Consider the following 16764-nt stretch of genomic DNA (forward strand, 5'->3'; position numbering starts at 1 on the left):
GACACAAGGCCGCTCCCACACGTCGCGCCCACCCCGCCAGCAGGGTCGCTTCAGGGTTTGGATAACCGGGCAATGATCCGGTCCAGCGCATTGGCAAACGCCTGCTTCTCACGCTCGCCATAAGGCGCCTGCCCTCCCCCCACCTGTCCCTGCTCGCGCAGCTCGGTGAACAGGTTGCGCGCAGCCAGGCGGTCGCCCATGTTGCGCTCGTCGAACTCGCGCCCGCGCGGGTCCAGCGCCGCCACGCCCTTTTTCACCAGGCGGTCGGCCAACGGCACGTCACTGCAGATCACCAGCTCGCCGGGCACGGCGTGCTCCACCAGGTAATCGTCGGCCGCGTCCATGCCGCTGGGCACCACGATCAGGCGCACGATCGCGAACGCCGGTTTGGCCACAGCCTGGCCCGCCACCATCACCACCTCGAACTTGCGCTTGAGGGCGAACTTGACGATCAGATCCTTGGCCGCCTTGGGGCAGGCGTCGGCATCGATCCAAACACGCATCGGAAAACCTCGCAATCAGCTTTAGGCCGCCATCATGCCTCAAGCGCAGCGAAAGCTGGAGCAGCCCACGCGCGCTGGAAAAATGGCGCCAATATTTCAATTGCCGCTTATCCACCTGCGCCACTCAGGCTAAACTCGCCACAGCTCCGCTGGCCTGCCCGAGTGCGCAATGAACCACCCCCACGAAATCCGCCCCGACCTGGACGAAGGTATCGACCGCAAGGTCCTGGCGACATTGCGTGCGCGCTTCCTGCGGCTCAACCAGGGCCGGCTGCAGCGGGCCCTGGAGGGCCTGTCGACGCGCCAGCAACAGGTGCTGACGCTGCTGCCGCTGCTGTTTCATGTGAACCACCCTCTGCTGCCGGGCTATGTCTCCGGCAGCACCCCCGCTGGCGTATCGGGCTACGAGCCAAGTACCGACCTGGTAGTCGAGGCCCAGCGCCTGGCCCGCTCGTTCACCTACAAGGCCCGCCATGGCAATTCACCTCGGCCGATCCACGGCCTGTTCCTGATGGGCAGCCTGGGCTCGCTGGCCCAGGCCGAGCAAAGCGACATGGACCTGTGGGTGTGCCATGCACCCGGCCTGGCCGACGAGCTGCTGGACGAACTGCGGCGCAAATGCCAGCTGCTGGAGGCGTGGGCGGAAAGCCTGGGTGCCGAGGCGCACTTCTTCCTGATCGACACGCAAGGTTTCGCCCAGGGCCAACGCGAAGGCCAGCTCGGCTCCGACGACTGCGGCACCACCCAGCACTATCTGCTGCTGGACGAGTTCTATCGCACCACTATCTGGCTGGCCGGGCGTACGCCGCTGTGGTGGCTGGTGCCGGTCTACCAGGAACACCATTACCACGCCTACACCCAGACCCTGCTGTCCAAGCGCTTCATCCGCAGTCAGGACGCCCTCGATCTCGGCAACCTGGCCCACATCCCGCCCGGCGAGTTCGTCGGCGCCGGCTTGTGGCAACTGTTCAAAGGTATCGACTCACCCTACAAGTCGCTGCTCAAGTTGCTGCTGACCGAGGCCTACGCCAGCGAACACCCCTCCGTACGCTGCCTGAGCCTGGACTACAAGCAGGCTGTGTTCGCCAACCAGCTTGACCTCGACGAGCTGGACCCCTACGTGATGGTGTACCGGCGTATCGAGCGCTACCTGCTGCAGCGTGGCGAATTCGCGCGCCTGGAGCTGGTGCGGCGCAGCCTGTACCTGAAGGTGAACAAGAAGCTCAGCGACCCGGCCCGGGCCAATGGCTGGCAACGCCGACTGTTGCAACGCCTGGCTGACGAGTGGGGCTGGGACGAGCGCCAGCTGGCCCTGCTGGACAGCCGCAGCCAATGGAAAGTGCAGCAAGTTGCCGTCGAACGCCGTGAACTGGTGGCCGAACTGAACCACAGCTACCGCTTCCTCAGCCAGTTCGCCCGCACCCAGAACGCCAGCAGCCGCGCCGACCAGCGCGATCTCAATGTGCTGGGCAGGCGGCTTTACGCGGCCTTCGAGCGCCGCGCCGGCAAGGTCGAAGTGATCAACCCTGGTATCGCCCCGGACCTGGCCGAAGGTACCCTGACCCTGGTCCAGGCGCCCAACCGCAAGGAGCCCGGCAGCCACCACTGGGGGCTGTACACCGGCAACCTGAGCCCCCATGAGGTGGACCACTTCAGCCCGCTCAAGCGCTGCCGCGAGCTGCTCGAACTGCTGACCTGGGCCCATCGCAACGGGGTGATCGACAGCAGCACGCGCCTGGCGCTGCACCCGGGTGTCAGCGACCTCAGCGAATACGAGCTGTTCAACCTGGTCGGCTGCCTGCAGCAAAGCATCCCCCTGCCCTTGCCGACCGTCAGCGAGGTGCGCCTGCTGCAACCCAGCGTTGCCGACGAAGTGCTGCTGCTGGTCAACGTCGCCATCGACCCGCTGCGTCACCACCGCGACCTGAACATCCTGATGACCACCGAGCGCACCGACTCGTTGAGCTATGCAGGCGTGCGCGAGAACCTGGTACTGACCCTGGACCAGGTCACCCTCAACAGCTGGAACGAGGTATTGGTCCAGCGCTTTGATGGCGAGCACGCGCTGGTGCGCTGCCTGCGCGACTTCCTCAACAGCCCCGTGCTGCGCGGCCACCGGCCGAGGGTGCGGGTGCGCTGCTTCTGCCAGAGCCGCGCCCAGGCCATCGGCCAACGCGTGGAGGAAATTTTCGACACCGTGCAGCTGCTGCTGGACCAGGGCCTGAACCACCGCTACCTGCTGCAGGTGGCCCAGCACACCCATGTGCTGGAGCTGCTGCCCGGGCATGTCGGCCTGACCACCCTGGCCGAACATGAGGCGCTGCTGGAGCACCTGGGCGAAGAGCGTATTGCCTACAGCCCGCTGTACCTGGATGCCAACGCTTTGCAGGACCACGACCTGCGCCTGGTGCTGGAGCAGGGCCGGCCGGCCTGCATCCAGGTGTTCTACCGCCTGCAGAGTGGCTGGGCCGAGCTGTATGTGCTGGATGAATACAACGCCCTGTGGCAACAACGCCTGCCCCTGCACGACGAAGCCCACCTGCTGTTGCCGCTGCAGCGTTTTCTGCGCTCGGTGGTGATGCGCCGCGATGCCCGGCTTCCGCTGGATAACCTGCGGCCGGCCTCGCTGGACATCCTCTACGCGCAACTGTTGCCGTCCGGGCCAGGCAAGGCCCGCAGCATCGAGCCGCGCCTGACCCCGGTCGAAGGTAACGACCAGCCTTACTATGAGGTGCAGGCGATCATCCAGGCCGGGGTGGCCGGCGCGGCCCATGTGACGCTGTATTGCGACCAGCAGGAGTTTTCCGAACTGGAGCATGGTGAGCAGCTGTATGCGGTGGTGGCCCGGCAGATCATCGGCCAGCGACGAGGTGCAGGGCAGTACCGCTGCTACATCACCGACCTGGACTTGTCCGAATTGCTGGATGACCAGTTGGGGTCGACGCAGGTGTACCTGCGCTACAAGCGGGAGCTGGAGCAGGCTTTGAACGAGGGGTTGGAGCAGGTTTTGGCGCAAGAGGCTTGAATTGCCAGGGGCGGGTTGCGCCCCTTTCGCGACACAAGGCCGCTCCTGCATCGATCGTGCAAACCCAACTCATGGGGACTACGCGGACATTGTAGGAGCGGCCTTGTGTCGCGATGGGCCGCAAAGCGGCCCCCATGGCCCTTACAGGTCGAAATCGCCCGCGGCTTCTGGCTGGTATTCCACTTCCAGCAACTTCAGCTTGAGGGTCTTGCCCCCCGGTGCCGGCCAGTCGATCTGCTCGCCCACCGACAACCCCAGCAAGGCGCAACCAATCGGCGCCAGGATCGAGACCTTGCCTTCCGGTCCGGCATCCTTCGGGTACACCAGGGTCAGGTGGTAATCCTTGCCGCTGGCTTCCTCACGGCAGTGCACGCGCGAGTTCATGGTCACCACGCCAGCCGGGACTTCCTCGTGACCGACCACCTGCTCGGCGCGGTCCAGCTCGCCCATCAAGGCGAGCACACCCGGCGTACTCTCGTCGAGGCTGTCGATCAGACGCTCCAGACGTTGTACGTCCAATCGGGTGAGGATGAGGGAAGGCTTGGTGCTCATGATCCAGTCAGACTCCTTTGAACAGGCGGTTTTCATCGTGCAGATAAAGCAAAACCCCGCCCAAGGGCGGGGTTTGTGAAGGCTTTGGCGTCACCGACGCAGAACCCGACGTTACCACAGCCGGGTAAATACTCAAGCCCTTGCGATCAGTGTGCCTTAGCCTGGTCGCGCAGGGCCTGGGCCTCGCGGCAAATCTGCCGGCGCCTCTCGTCATCGGCCGAGCGCCATTCGCGGATGTGCTCGACATGCCGGTGGCAACCTGTGCAGACCCGCTGTTCGTCCAGCCGGCAAACGCTGATGCAGGGCGACGGCACGGCGGGGCTGACATTGCTGTAGAGCGGCTTGGGCGGCCGGGTCTGGGTGCTACTCATGTCAGATCTCGTCGAAGTCCAGCTTCTCGCCGGCCCGCTCCCAGACGATGCGCTCGAGCATTTCGCCCAGCAGCTCCTCGCTCTTCTCGCACACCCACTTGCCGCTGTCTTCGTCGTAGTCGAAGTGGAAACCGCCGGAGCGGTCGGCCAGCCACAGCTGACGCAGCGGCTCCTGGCGGCTGAAGATCAGTTGGGCGCCGCCCTCGAACTTGACGGTGAGGACGCCGCCGGAGTTTTCCATGTCCAGGTCCAGGCCGCTCTCGTCGAACAGGTCTTCCAGGGCCTGTTGGGTCGCGTCGACCAGATCATGGAAACGCGCTTCACTCAAACTCATTGCAGGAACCTCGAAATTGGCTGCGTTACAGGCAAGCCCGGCAAGATACGGGCGCTTGCCGCCGAATGCAAAGGTTTAGCCGCTACCTTCACAGGCCCCTTCGCGGCCAAAGCCGCTCCCACAGGGGTAGCGCAAGGCCCGAGGCCAGTGCAGTACCTGTGGGAGCGGCTTTAGCCGCGAAAGGGCCTTTGCAGGCGGTAAGAATAGCCCGCCCGGCGGGCCGGCCCTTGCATAGGCAAGCCGTCGGTCGCTCGGTATACTCGGTCGCAATACTGCATATTTCTAAGGATTTCACCCATGAAGCGCCTGATTTCCTCCCTCGCGGCGCTGGTCGCTGTTGCCTGCCTCGTTTCGGCCTGCGGTCAGAAAGGCCCGCTGTACCTGCCTGAAGACGGCAAGGACGGCAAGGCCAGCCACAAGTCGCACCAGTACCAGCCAAAAGCCAAGCCGGCCCCGACACAGCAGCCCGAGCTGCAGTCCGAGCCCGAGCAGTCGCCAGCGCAGTAAGGAAACCAGATGAACGCTTTCAACTACCGCGACGGCGAGCTGTTCGCGGAAGGCGTGGGCCTGTCGGCCATCGCCGAACGCTACGGTACCCCGACCTACGTCTATTCGCGTGCCCACATCGAGGCCCAGTACCGTAGCTACGCCGACGCCCTGCAAGGCACCGAGCACCTGGTGTGCTTTGCGGTCAAGGCCAACTCCAACCTCGGCGTACTGAACGTGCTGGCGCGCCTGGGCGCAGGCTTCGACATCGTCTCTGGCGGTGAGCTGGAGCGCGTGCTGGCCGCTGGCGGCCGTGCCGACCGCGTGGTGTTCTCCGGCGTTGGCAAGACCCGCGACGACATGCGCCGTGCCCTGGAAGTCGGCGTGCACTGCTTCAACGTCGAATCCACCGATGAACTGGAGCGCCTGCAAGTGGTGGCCGCCGAGATGGGCAAGGTTGCCCCGGTCTCGCTGCGGGTCAACCCGGACGTCGACGCCGGCACCCACCCGTACATCTCCACCGGCCTGAAAGAAAACAAGTTCGGCATCGCCATCGCCGATGCCGAGGCCATCTACGTGCGCGCCGCGCAGCTGCCGAACCTGGAAGTGGTCGGTGTCGACTGCCACATCGGCTCGCAGCTGACCACCGTCGAGCCTTTCCTCGATGCCCTCGACCGCCTGCTGGTGCTGGTCGACCGCCTGGCCGAGTGCGGCATCCACCTGCGCCATCTGGACCTGGGTGGCGGTGTCGGCGTACGTTACCGCGATGAGGAGCCGCCGCTGGTGGGCGACTACATCAAGGCCATCCGCGAACGCGTTGGCGACCGCGACCTGGCACTGGTGTTCGAACCGGGCCGCTATATCGTGGCCAACGCCGGCGTCCTGCTGACCCGCGTGGAATACCTCAAGCACACCGAACACAAGGACTTCGCCATCATCGATGCGGCGATGAACGACCTGATCCGCCCGGCCCTGTACCAGGCCTGGATGGGCGTCAGTGCGGTCAAGCCACGCACAGGCGAAGGCCGTGCCTACGACCTGGTCGGCCCGATCTGCGAGACTGGCGACTTCCTCGGCAAGGACCGCGTGCTGAACCTGGCCGAAGGTGACCTGCTGGCCGTACAGTCCGCGGGCGCCTATGGTTTTGTCATGAGCTCCAACTACAACACCCGTGGCCGTTGCGCTGAAATCCTGGTCGACGGTGACCAGGCCTTCGAAGTACGCCGCCGCGAGACCATCGCCGAATTGTACGCTGGCGAAAGCCTGCTGCCGGAGTAAGCCCATGCTGCTGCGTTTTACCAAGATGCATGGGCTGGGCAACGACTTCATGGTCCTCGACCTGGTCAGCCAGCACGCGCACATCCAGCCCAAGCACGCCAAGCAATGGGGTGACCGCCACACCGGCATCGGCTTCGACCAGTTGCTGATCGTCGAGGCACCGAACAACCCGGAAGTGGACTTCCGCTACCGCATCTTCAACGCCGACGGCTCCGAGGTCGAGCAGTGCGGCAACGGTGCGCGCTGCTTCGCCCGCTTCGTGCTGGACAAGCGCCTGACCGCGAAAAAGCGTATCCGCGTGGAAACCAAGAGCGGCATCATCGAACTGGACGTGCAGAATGACGGCCAGGTCAGTGTCGACATGGGGCCACCGCGCTTCATCCCTGCCGAAATCCCCTTCGTCGCCGACGAGCAGGCGCTGAGCTACCCACTGGAAGTCGACGGCCAGGTGCATTCGATTGCCGCCGTGTCCATGGGTAACCCGCATGCCGTGCTGCGTGTCGACGACGTGCGTACCGCCCCCGTGCACCAACTGGGCCCGAAGATCGAGAACCACCCGCGCTTCCCGCAGCGGGTGAATGCCGGCTTCCTCCAGGTCATCGACCGCCACCGCGCCAACCTGCGCGTGTGGGAACGCGGCGCGGGCGAAACCCAGGCCTGCGGCACTGGCGCCTGCGCCGCCGCCGTGGCAGCGATCAGCCAGGGCTGGATGGACTCCCCGGTGTCCCTCGACCTGCCCGGTGGCCGCCTGCACATCGAATGGGCCGGCCCCGGCAAGCCCGTTGTGATGACTGGCCCGGCCGTACGCGTCTACGAAGGACAGGTTCGTCTCTAAGCGAGTAACCGCCATGACCGATCAGCCCCAGGTTGTACCCCAGCAGTCCGCTGAGCTCGATGCCGAAGCGGTGGTCGCCTACCTGCGCGCCCACCCCACCTTCTTCGCCGAACACGACGAGCTGCTGATCGAACAGCGCATCCCCCACCAGCGTGGCGACAGCGTGTCGCTGGTGGAGCGCCAGCTCAAGCTGCTGCGCGACCGCAACATCGAGATGCGCCACCGCCTGTCGCAACTGATGGATGTAGCCCGCGACAACGACCGGCTGTTCGACAAGACCCGCCGGCTGATCCTCGACCTGCTCGACGCCGGCAACCTGGAAGAAGTGGTGATGGCGGTCGAAGACAGCCTGCGCCAGGAATTCCAGGTGCCCTTCGTCAGCCTGATCCTGTTCGGCGAAAACGTCGCGCCGGTCGGGCGCTGGGTCAGCAACGCCGAAGCACAGCAGGCCATCGGAGCCCTGCTGGGCGGCGGCAAGACGGTCAGCGGCAACCTGCGCGAGCACGAACTGGCCTTCCTGTTCGGTGAAGAACAGCGCCGGGAAGTAGGCTCCAGCGCCGTGGCTGCCCTGGAATACCAGGGCCTGCACGGGGTGCTGGCGATCGGCAGCCGCGACCCGCAACACTACAAGAGCAGCGTCGGCACCCTGTTCCTCGGCTACATCGCCGAAGTACTTGGCCGCGTTGTGCCACGCGTTACCCAGACCCTGCGCCCGGTACGCTGATGGAACGCCAGCTGGAGGCTTATTGCGCACACCTGCGCAATGAGCGCCAGGTGTCCGAGCACACCCTGCTGGGCTACCGTCGCGATCTGGACAAGGTCGTCGCCTACTGCAAGGAACACGGCATTGCCGGCTGGCAGGCGCTGCAGATTCAGCAGCTGCGCCAGCTGATCGCCCGCCAGCACCACCATGGCCAGTCATCGCGCAGCCTGGCGCGGCTGCTGTCGGCAGTGCGCGGCCTGTACCGCTACCTGAACCGCGAAGGCCTGTGCCAGCACGACCCGGCCAGCGGCCTGAGCGCGCCCAAGGGCGAACGCCGGCTGCCCAAGGTGCTGGATACCGACCGCGCCCTGCAACTGCTTGATGGCGGGGTCGACGATGACTTCATCGCCCGTCGCGACCAGGCTATCCTCGAACTGTTCTATTCGTCGGGCCTGCGCCTGTCCGAGCTGACCAACCTCGACCTCGATCACCTCGACCTCGCCGCCGGCCTGGTGCAGGTGCTGGGCAAGGGCGGCAAAGCCCGCGTGCTACCGGTTGGCCGCAAGGCCCGCGAGGCCTTGCAGGCCTGGTACCGCCTGCGCGGCATCGGCAACCCGCGCGACCGCGCAGTGTTCATCACCCGCCAGGGCAACCGCATCAGCCCACGGGCCGTTCAACAACGGGTGAAAGCAGCCGGTGAGCGCGAGCTGGGCCAGCACCTGCACCCGCACATGCTCCGCCACTCCTTCGCCAGCCATGTGCTGGAATCGTCCCAGGACCTGCGCGCGGTGCAGGAGATGCTCGGCCATGCCGACATCGGCACCACGCAGATCTACACCCACCTGGACTTCCAGCACCTGGCCGCGGTGTACGACAGCGCCCACCCTCGGGCCAAACGCAGCAAAGGCACAGACTCATGAGCATCAAGCTGATCACCTTCGACCTCGACGACACCCTGTGGGATACCGCGCCGGTAATCGCCAGCGCGGAAGTCGTGCTGCGCGACTGGCTCGAAGCCAACGCCCCAATCCTTGGCGGCGTGCCGGTGGAGCACCTGTTCGCCATCCGCGAGCGCCTGGTGCAAGCCGAACCCGGCCTGAAGCACCGTATCAGCGCCCTGCGCCGACGGGTGCTGTTCCATGCACTGGAAGAAGTCGGCTACAGCGAAAAGCATGCGCAGGAACTGGCCAATGAAGGCTTCGAAGTGTTCTTGCATGCCCGCCACCAGGTAGAGATTTTCCCGGAGGTGCAGCCGGTGCTGGAGATCCTGCGCCATCACTACACCCTGGGCGTGGTCACCAACGGCAATGCCGACGTGAGCCGGCTGGGGCTGGCGGATTATTTCCGCTTTGCCCTGTGTGCCGAGGATCTCGGCATCGGCAAGCCGGACCCGGCGCCGTTCCTCGAAGCCCTGCGCCGCGGTGACGTGGAGGCCAGCGCGGCGGTGCACATTGGCGACCACCCCGGCGATGACATCGCCGGTGCCCAGCGTGCCGGGCTGCGGGCGGTGTGGTTCAACCCCCTGGGCAAGCCCTGGGTAGGCGAGCAGGCGCCGGATGCCGAGATCCAGCGCCTGTCGCAGTTGCCCGACATCCTCGCGCGCTGGCGCTGACAGGGGCCGCTGCGCGGCCCATTCGCGGGTAAACCCGCTCCCACAGGCTCACCACTGCCCTCAGGTCCTGCGCCGTCCCTGTGGGAGCGGGTTTACCCGCGAAGAGGCCGGCACAGGCAAAACAAAACCCACAGGCACAAAAAAGCCCGCAGCGACGGCGGGCTTTTTTGGATCAGCCACTCAGATAGGGCGGCTGCCGTACTTGTTGTCCGGCTTCTTGGGCGGGTCGGCGACCACGTTGGCCTCGACTTCCTGAACCTTGCCACCGCGAGCGAGGAACTCTTCCATGGCCTTGGCCAGGGCGTCACGCTCCTTCTGCTTGGCTTCCATGCTCGGCATCTCGTCTACCGAGACCGCCGCCTTGGATTTGCCCTTGGCAACGGGTGCCGGGCTGCTGTCGTCATCGCCAGCGTCTTCGGCGCCATCGTCGGCTGCCGCTTCGAGGCCTTCATCGCCCTCGTCTTCGTCGCCTACTTCGAGGTCATCATTTTCCAGATCGTCGTCGCTCATGTTCTACCTCATGACTTGCGAAAAGCAGGTTAGTTATAGACCAGTGCAGCCGTAGACCGGCAGCCACCAGTGAAAAATCAACTGGCCGTGGGTTAGGCCACTGCCCTTGGGTCAGCGCTCCTGATGGGAGGCGGCACCCGGCAGGCCCTGCTCCTGGCAGGACCTGACAAATCCTTTAGCCCCTGCTGGCCACACGCTATTGGCAAGCCTAGCAAAGGCTGGCGAAGCGTGTGGACTACTCGTCAAACACCCTTCGGCGCGCATTCTAGCGCGCCAGCGGAAAAAACAAAGCACCATGAATGCTCTGCGTTTTGTAAGTTTTCTGCCTACGTCGCGAACGTGTCGGATAAACCGTTTGCCGTGCGGGAAATGCTAAAAATCTGGCAAAAAAAATGCCCGGCAAGCCGGGCAAGTTTTTACCGCGCCGCAGTTACAGGTTGTAGCCGCGCTCGTTATGCTGAGCCAGGTCGAGGCCGACCGACTCTTCTTCTTCGCTGACCCGCAGGCCCATCACCAGATCCAGCACCTTGAGGATCACGTAGGTGACGATGGCGGTGTAGACCACGGTGAAGATCACGCCCTTGGCCTGGATCCAGACCTGGGCACCGATGTCGGTGACCGCGCCAAAGCCACCCAGGGCCGGTGCCGCGAACACGCCGGTGAGGATGGCACCGATGATACCGCCGACACCGTGCACGCCGAAGGCGTCCAGCGAGTCGTCATAGCCCAGCTTGCGCTTGAGGCTGGTGGCGCAGAAGTAGCAGATCACGCCCGAGACCAGGCCGATCACCAGGGCGCCCATCGGGCCCACGGTGCCGGCAGCCGGGGTGATGGCGACCAGGCCGGCGACCACACCCGAGGCGATGCCCAGGGCGCTCGGTTTGCCGTGGCCGACCCACTCGGCGAACATCCAGCCCAGGGCCGCGGCGGCAGTGGCGATCTGGGTCACCAGCATGGCCATGCCGGCGGTGCCGTTGGCGGCAGCGGCAGAGCCTGCGTTGAAGCCGAACCAGCCGATCCACAGCATGGCCGCGCCCATCAGGGTGTAGCCCAGATTGTGCGGGGCCATCGGGGTGGTCGGGTAGCCCTTGCGCTTGCCCAGCACCAGGCAGCAGACCAGGCCAGCGATACCGGCGTTGATGTGCACTACAGTGCCGCCGGCGAAGTCCAGCACACCCCAGTCCCACATCAACGCACCGTCACCGCTCCAGACCATGTGCGCGATCGGCGCATAGACCAGGGTGAACCAGATGCCCATGAACACCAGCATCGCGGAGAACTTCATGCGCTCGGCGAAGGCACCGACGATCAATGCCGGGGTGATGATGGCGAAGGTCATCTGGAAGGTGATGAATACCGCTTCAGGGAACAGTGCGGCAGCCGAGGTCAGGTTCGAAGGCGTGACGCCGCTGAGGAACGCCTTGGAGAAGCCACCGACGAAGGAATTGAAGTTGAGCACGCCCTTTTCCATACCGGTGGTATCGAAGGCCATGCTGTAGCCGTAGATGACCCAGAGAATGCTCATCAGGCCAGTGATCGCAAAGCACTGCATCATCACCGACAGCACGTTCTTGGAACGCACCATACCGCCATAGAACAGTGCCAGGCCCGGAATGGTCATGAACAGCACCAGCGCCGTTGCGGTCAGCATCCAGGCGGTGTCGCCGGAGTTCAGCGCTGGGGCAGCTTCCTCGGCCAGGGCAAGCCCGGGCATTACGAGGGACAATAGGGCTCCTAGCCCTGCGATCTTACGCAGAGTCATGTTGTTTTCTCCTGGGGCGTTGGGTTTGGTGAGGCTTTGTTGCTGCTTAGATCGCGTCGGTATCGGTTTCGCCGGTACGGATACGGATCGCCTGCTCCAGATTCACCACGAAAATCTTGCCGTCACCGATCTTGCCGGTGTTGGCTGCCTTGGTGATGGCTTCGATTACCCGATCAAGGTCCTTGTCATCGATGGCGACATCGATCTTCACCTTGGGCAGGAAATCGACCACGTATTCAGCACCGCGATACAGCTCGGTGTGGCCCTTCTGCCGACCGAAGCCTTTGACTTCGGTGACGGTGATGCCCTGCACGCCGATTTCCGACAGCGACTCGCGCACGTCGTCCAGCTTGAACGGCTTGATGATGGCTGTGACTAGCTTCATGAAACTCTCTCCCGATTTGGTGGACTTGCCCCAGGAAAACAAACCCGTCTCAAGTCTAAGCGCAGCGCTTGGCTTTGTAACGCGTCGTCGGCATCCGGCTCCGCGTGCGCACTGCCTGGTCACAAGGAACTGCATCAGTGCATGGCTCATACGGGTCATTGCAGAAACCTTGCCAGTTCTGCCAACGCACGGGAAAACAGCGAGTTATGTGATTTGGTCGGGATTGGCCAGTCGCCAGCATGGAAAACATGCACAATTTCGGTGCATACCCACCTGACGCGTTGCTCGAAAAATGTGCAACTGCGTGGCGAGGGCGCATGCTATTTGTGGGAACAATGTGCAATCTGGTGCCAGTGTCGCCCGTGCTACACTGCCGGCCATTTCTCAGTTTCAGTGGACAGCCCCATGCTTGCGCCCAAAGCCCTTCTCGACGCCCTGAGCGACCAGGCCTCGCGCCTGTTCAGCAGTGATACCGCCCAGCCCCGCGCCGAACTGGAAAGCCAGTTCAAGGTGCTGATGCAAGGTGCCTTCAGCAAGCTGGACCTGGTAAGCCGCGAAGAATTCGACAGCCAGATGGTCGTACTGGCGCGCACCCGTGCACGCCTCGAGGCCCTGGAAAAACAAGTAGCCGAGCTGGAAGCCCGGCTTGACCCGACCCCACAGGATGAGTGAATGCAGCCCTCCAGCGCTTACCCGGTATTGTTGTTTTCCTACGGCACCCTGCAGGACAAGGCCGTGCAACTGGCCAACTTCGGCCGCGAACTGAGCGGGCAGGCCGACCGCATGCTGGGCTACCGCCAGGACTGGGTCGAGATCACCGACCCGGCCGTGCTGGCAGCCAGCGGCAAGTCCCATCACCCTATCGTTACCCCCAGCAGCCAGGCCGACGACAGCGTGGCCGGCATGGTCTTCCAGATCAGCGAAGAAGAGCTGGCGGCAGCGGACCGCTATGAAGTCGCCGACTACAAGCGCGTGGCCGTCACCCTCGCTTCGGGCCTGACCGCCTGGGTTTATGTCCGCGCCTGAGTTCTTCGGGCGTGCAGCAGGCACGAACCCAACGGGGTGAGAATGCAGGGGGCAACCCCTGCCTGAAAAACTACGACGCACACTTCTTGCGCCGACCCGGGCCGCCCTCGCTATGCTCGCAAAGCCGCAGGAAGCGGCCCTGTTCAGCGACAACGGAGCGTCCATGTCCCTAGCCCTCGTCCACAGCCGCGCCCAGGTGGGCGTGCAGGCACCAGCCGTCAGCGTCGAAACCCACCTGGCCAACGGCCTGCCCCATCTCACCCTGGTCGGCCTGCCGGAAACCACGGTCAAAGAGAGCAAGGACCGGGTACGCAGCGCCATCGTCAACTCAGGCCTGAACTACCCGCAGCGGCGCATCACCCAGAACCTCGCCCCCGCCGACCTGCCCAAGGATGGCGGGCGCTATGACCTGGCCATTGCCCTGGGCATTCTCGCCGCCGATGGCCAGGTGCCAACGGCCACCCTTGCCGAAGTCGAATGCCTGGGTGAACTGGCGCTGTCTGGCAACTTGCGCCCGGTGCAGGGCGTGTTGCCCGCGGCACTGGCGGCACGCGAAGCCGGCCGGGCACTGGTGGTGCCACGGGAGAACGCCGAGGAAGCCAGCCTGGCAGGCGGGCTGGTGGTGTATGCGGTGGGGCATCTGCTGGAGCTGGTCGCCCATCTGAACGGCCAGGTGCCGTTGCCGCCGTATGCCGCCAACGGGCTGATCCTGCAGCAACGCCCGTACCCGGACCTGAGCGAGGTGCAGGGCCAACTGGCAGCCAAGCGCGCACTGCTGCTAGCGGCGGCCGGGGCGCACAACCTGCTGTTCACCGGGCCTCCCGGTACCGGCAAGACCTTGCTCGCCAGCCGCCTGCCGGGGCTGCTGCCACCGCTGGACGAGCACGAAGCACTGGAAGTGGCGGCGATCCAGTCGGTCAGCGGCCATACGCCACTGAGCAGTTGGCCGCAGCGGCCTTTTCGCCATCCGCACCACTCCGCTTCCGGCCCGGCGCTGGTCGGCGGCAGCAGCCGGCCGCAACCGGGCGAAATCACCCTCGCCCACCATGGGGTGCTGTTCCTGGATGAACTGCCGGAATTCGAGCGGCGGGTGCTGGAAGTGTTGCGTGAGCCGTTGGAGTCGGGCGAGATCGTGATTGCCCGGGCCCGCGACAAGGTGCGTTTCCCCGCACGTTTCCAACTGGTGGCGGCAATGAACCCCTGCCCTTGTGGCTACCTGGGCGACCCTACCGGCCGCTGCCGCTGCAGCACCGAGCAGATCGCGCGGTATCGCAACAAGCTGTCCGGGCCGCTGCTGGACCGTATCGACCTGCACCTGACCGTGGCCCGGGAGAGCACCACGCTGAACAACCAGCCCTGCGGCGAGACCAGTGCCGATGTCGCGGCCAAGGTGGCCGAAGCGCGCGAAGTGCAACAGCGGCGGCAGGGGTGTGCGAATGCGTTTCTCGACCTTGAGGGATTGCGCCGCCATTGTGGGTTGGCGGCGGCGGACCAGGCTTGGCTGGAGGGGGCCTGTGAGCGGCTGTCCCTGTCGTTGCGCGCGGCACACCGGTTGCTGAAGGTGGCGCGAACGCTGGCGGATCTGGAGGGTAGCCAGGCAATTGGCCGGGCGCATCTTGCCGAGGCGCTGCAGTACCGGCCAGGGAGCAGTTAGATTGCGGCGAGCATTACCTCGCTACAAGCATATTGATTGCGCAAGTGTGCTGAGATGGCGGTTGAAGCTATCGGCCTCTTCGCGGGCTTGCCCGCTCCCACAGGTACTGCACAGTTCTTGAGACCAGCGCAGTACCTGTGGGAGCGGGTTCACCCGCGAAAGGGCCGCTACAGGCTTCACTGGCTGCCCACCAAAGCATCCTCAACCACCTTCAGCAGCACCTCTTCGGAAAATGGCTTGCCCAGGCACACCAGTGCCCCAAGCGCCATCGCCGCCCGCACCGCCCCTTCATCCCAATGCGCCGACATGCAGATCACCGGCAAACCCCACCCCAGCCGGGCCAGCTCGCGTTGCACCGCCAGCCCGCTCATCCCAGGCATCTTCAGATCGAGCAGCACACACCCCGCCTGCCGTGCCAATGCCGAGGCCAGGAACAGGTCCCCCGCAGCGAACGACAAAGTCTCGAGCCCTGCCGAACGCAGCAGGTTGGCCAGGCTTTTGCGCACCGACGCATCGTCGTCGACGATGCAGACCGCTCTGCTCATGCGCCGCCCAGGCCCTCAGGCTGCAACCCGATGACGTTGTGCATGGCCACCAGCTCCAGCAGTGAACGGGACTGCATCTTGTTCATGATGTTCTTCTTGTGCACCTTGGTCGTCACCTCGCTGGTGCCGATCTGCCTGGCGATCTGCTTGTGCGACAGGCCGCCGACCACCAACGAGAACACCTGGCGCTCGCGCTGGGTCAGGCGCTGGTATTTTTCCTCGACCTGCCGCGCATGACGCCACTTGCGCCCTTCGGCCACGGCACGTGTGCGCACCGCCTGCAACAGTGTCAGCAGCTGGTCTTCGTCGAACGGCTTGGTCAGGAACTCCACGGCCCCGGCGCGCATGGCCTGGACGGTCATCGGGATGGTACCGAAGCCGGTCATGAACACGATCGGCCAGGGCAGCGCCAGCCGGCGCAGCGCGTCCTGCACCTCCAGGCCGCTGGTATCGGGCAGGTGCATGTCCAGCAACAGGCAGGCATAGGGGGTTTCCAGGCGGGCCTCGAACAGTGCCTCGGCACTGGCGAACAAATGATGCGGGATGTCCTGCGAGCGCAGCAGACGGCCCAACGCCGTGCGCACCGACGGGTCGTCATCCACCACCAGCACCGGCACGTTCAAACGCTCATCGAACAGCTCGACAGTGTCGGCCACAGCGCACAACGGCGACTTGTCCAGCGCCTTGCCAGGTACTTCGAGGCTGATCTCGGCGGCCAGGCGGTAGCCCCGGCGCGGCACGGTCTGGATCAGGCCGCGGTCGCCAAAGGCCTTGCGCAGCAAAGACACCTGCACCTGCAAGTTGTTGTCCTCGACCACCGTGCCGGCCCATACCTGGCTGAAGAATTCCTCCTTGCCGACCACCCGGCCATTGGCCCTGATCAGCGTGGCCAGCACCTCGAAGGCACGCCCGCCCAACAGGACCGGTTTGCCGTCAACAAAGGCTTCGCGCCGCTCCAGCGACACCTGGGCATTACCGATTCGGATCATGGCTTCCTCGCGCGGGCACAGGCGTATTCGCAGCCCCGCCAGCCTAGGCCTGCGTACGCATTCAGACAATTATCCCGAGGGATAGGTTGGCTTGAGGACTATACAAAAGCCCGCCAGCCCCCAGGGGACGATAACGGACAACAGCGTGCCCGTTCCTGCCAGGCCGGCTGCAGCCCGCATCCGTACTGGGCCGG

At 64.8% G+C, this 16764-nt stretch carries 19 protein-coding genes; 10 read left to right on the forward strand and 9 right to left on the reverse strand.

Annotated features, from left to right (window positions below; genetic code table 11):
* Positions 1–50: 50 nt before the first annotated feature.
* Positions 51–503 (reverse strand): YaiI/YqxD family protein, encoded by a 453-nt coding sequence (locus M2S36_RS03945; protein WP_013974739.1) that lies wholly within the window; start codon positions 501–503, stop codon positions 51–53.
* Positions 504–672: 169 nt separating this feature from the next.
* Between M2S36_RS03945 and M2S36_RS03950 the strand changes: the two genes are divergently transcribed.
* Positions 673–3528 (forward strand): class I adenylate cyclase, encoded by a 2856-nt coding sequence (locus M2S36_RS03950; protein ID WP_207837591.1) that lies wholly within the window; start codon positions 673–675, stop codon positions 3526–3528.
* 141 nt (positions 3529–3669) lie between these two features.
* Here M2S36_RS03950 and rnk read toward each other — a convergent pair whose 3' ends face one another.
* From rnk to cyaY, 3 genes are all read right to left on the reverse strand, one after another.
* Positions 3670–4080 carry a nucleoside diphosphate kinase regulator gene (gene rnk / locus M2S36_RS03955; protein ID WP_087500868.1) on the reverse strand — a complete coding sequence of 137 codons (411 nt, stop codon included), beginning with the start codon at positions 4078–4080 and terminating at the stop codon, positions 3670–3672.
* Between the two features lie 146 nt (positions 4081–4226).
* A complete protein-coding gene (locus M2S36_RS03960) occupies positions 4227–4451 on the reverse strand; it encodes a DUF1289 domain-containing protein (RefSeq protein ID WP_207837590.1) in 225 nt (74 codons plus the stop codon).
* A 1-nt stretch (position 4452) separates the two neighbouring features.
* Positions 4453–4785 carry an iron donor protein CyaY gene (gene cyaY, locus M2S36_RS03965; RefSeq protein WP_014592812.1) on the reverse strand — a complete coding sequence of 111 codons (333 nt, stop codon included), beginning with the start codon at positions 4783–4785 and terminating at the stop codon, positions 4453–4455.
* Positions 4786–5082: 297 nt separating this feature from the next.
* Here cyaY and lptM point away from each other — a divergent pair, with 297 nt between their 5' ends.
* Genes lptM through M2S36_RS03995 form a run of 6 tightly spaced genes read left to right on the forward strand, consistent with a single transcriptional unit; the run spans position 5083 to position 9699 of the window.
* Entirely contained in the window at positions 5083–5292 is a 210-nt protein-coding gene (gene lptM, locus M2S36_RS03970) for an LPS translocon maturation chaperone LptM (RefSeq protein WP_207837588.1), read from the forward strand.
* A 9-nt stretch (positions 5293–5301) separates the two neighbouring features.
* Complete coding sequence (gene lysA / locus M2S36_RS03975; protein ID WP_207837586.1) at positions 5302–6549, forward strand: diaminopimelate decarboxylase; 1248 nt, start codon at positions 5302–5304, stop codon at positions 6547–6549.
* Between the two features lie 4 nt (positions 6550–6553).
* Positions 6554–7384: a diaminopimelate epimerase gene (gene dapF / locus M2S36_RS03980; protein WP_063912186.1), complete on the forward strand. Its 831-nt coding sequence runs from the start codon at positions 6554–6556 to the stop codon at positions 7382–7384.
* A gap of 13 nt (positions 7385–7397) precedes the next feature.
* Entirely contained in the window at positions 7398–8108 is a 711-nt protein-coding gene (locus tag M2S36_RS03985; RefSeq protein ID WP_207837584.1) for a DUF484 family protein, read from the forward strand.
* Positions 8108–9007, forward strand: a complete 900-nt coding sequence (xerC, locus tag M2S36_RS03990) for a tyrosine recombinase XerC (protein ID WP_025341073.1) — start codon at positions 8108–8110, stop codon at positions 9005–9007. Before M2S36_RS03985 ends, xerC begins: the two co-directional genes overlap by 1 nt.
* Complete coding sequence (locus tag M2S36_RS03995) at positions 9004–9699, forward strand: HAD family hydrolase (RefSeq protein ID WP_207837582.1); 696 nt, start codon at positions 9004–9006, stop codon at positions 9697–9699. The genes xerC and M2S36_RS03995 overlap by 4 nt, the downstream gene beginning before the upstream one ends.
* 180 nt (positions 9700–9879) lie before the next feature.
* Here M2S36_RS03995 and sutA read toward each other — a convergent pair whose 3' ends face one another.
* The 3 genes from sutA to glnK all read right to left on the reverse strand — a co-directional run bounded on the left by sutA (position 9880) and on the right by glnK (position 12356).
* Positions 9880–10209: a transcriptional regulator SutA gene (gene sutA / locus M2S36_RS04000; protein ID WP_063912190.1), complete on the reverse strand. Its 330-nt coding sequence runs from the start codon at positions 10207–10209 to the stop codon at positions 9880–9882.
* 430 nt (positions 10210–10639) lie between these two features.
* Positions 10640–11971 (reverse strand): ammonium transporter, encoded by a 1332-nt coding sequence (locus M2S36_RS04005; protein ID WP_207837580.1) that lies wholly within the window; start codon positions 11969–11971, stop codon positions 10640–10642.
* A gap of 46 nt (positions 11972–12017) precedes the next feature.
* A complete protein-coding gene (gene glnK, locus M2S36_RS04010) occupies positions 12018–12356 on the reverse strand; it encodes a P-II family nitrogen regulator (protein ID WP_002555808.1) in 339 nt (112 codons plus the stop codon).
* Positions 12357–12761: 405 nt separating this feature from the next.
* On the opposite strand from glnK, the gene M2S36_RS04015 reads away from it, so the two are divergent.
* From M2S36_RS04015 to M2S36_RS04025, 3 genes are all read left to right on the forward strand, one after another.
* Positions 12762–13028, forward strand: coding sequence for an accessory factor UbiK family protein (locus M2S36_RS04015; RefSeq protein ID WP_207837577.1), 267 nt, complete (start codon positions 12762–12764; stop codon positions 13026–13028).
* Positions 13029–13382, forward strand: coding sequence for a gamma-glutamylcyclotransferase family protein (locus tag M2S36_RS04020; protein WP_207837574.1), 354 nt, complete (start codon positions 13029–13031; stop codon positions 13380–13382).
* A gap of 163 nt (positions 13383–13545) precedes the next feature.
* Positions 13546–15036, forward strand: coding sequence for a YifB family Mg chelatase-like AAA ATPase (locus M2S36_RS04025; RefSeq protein ID WP_063912194.1), 1491 nt, complete (start codon positions 13546–13548; stop codon positions 15034–15036).
* A 176-nt stretch (positions 15037–15212) separates the two neighbouring features.
* On the opposite strand, the gene M2S36_RS04030 is transcribed toward M2S36_RS04025, so the two are convergent.
* Positions 15213–15581 (reverse strand): response regulator transcription factor, encoded by a 369-nt coding sequence (locus M2S36_RS04030; protein ID WP_207837528.1) that lies wholly within the window; start codon positions 15579–15581, stop codon positions 15213–15215.
* Complete coding sequence (locus M2S36_RS04035; protein WP_233687594.1) at positions 15578–16570, reverse strand: response regulator; 993 nt, start codon at positions 16568–16570, stop codon at positions 15578–15580. Before M2S36_RS04035 ends, M2S36_RS04030 begins: the two co-directional genes overlap by 4 nt.
* Between the last annotated feature and the right edge of the window lie 194 nt (positions 16571–16764).

Origin of the sequence: Pseudomonas sp. SF2 (genome assembly GCF_036858055.1) — a bacterium.
Taxonomy (GTDB): domain Bacteria; phylum Pseudomonadota; class Gammaproteobacteria; order Pseudomonadales; family Pseudomonadaceae; genus Aquipseudomonas.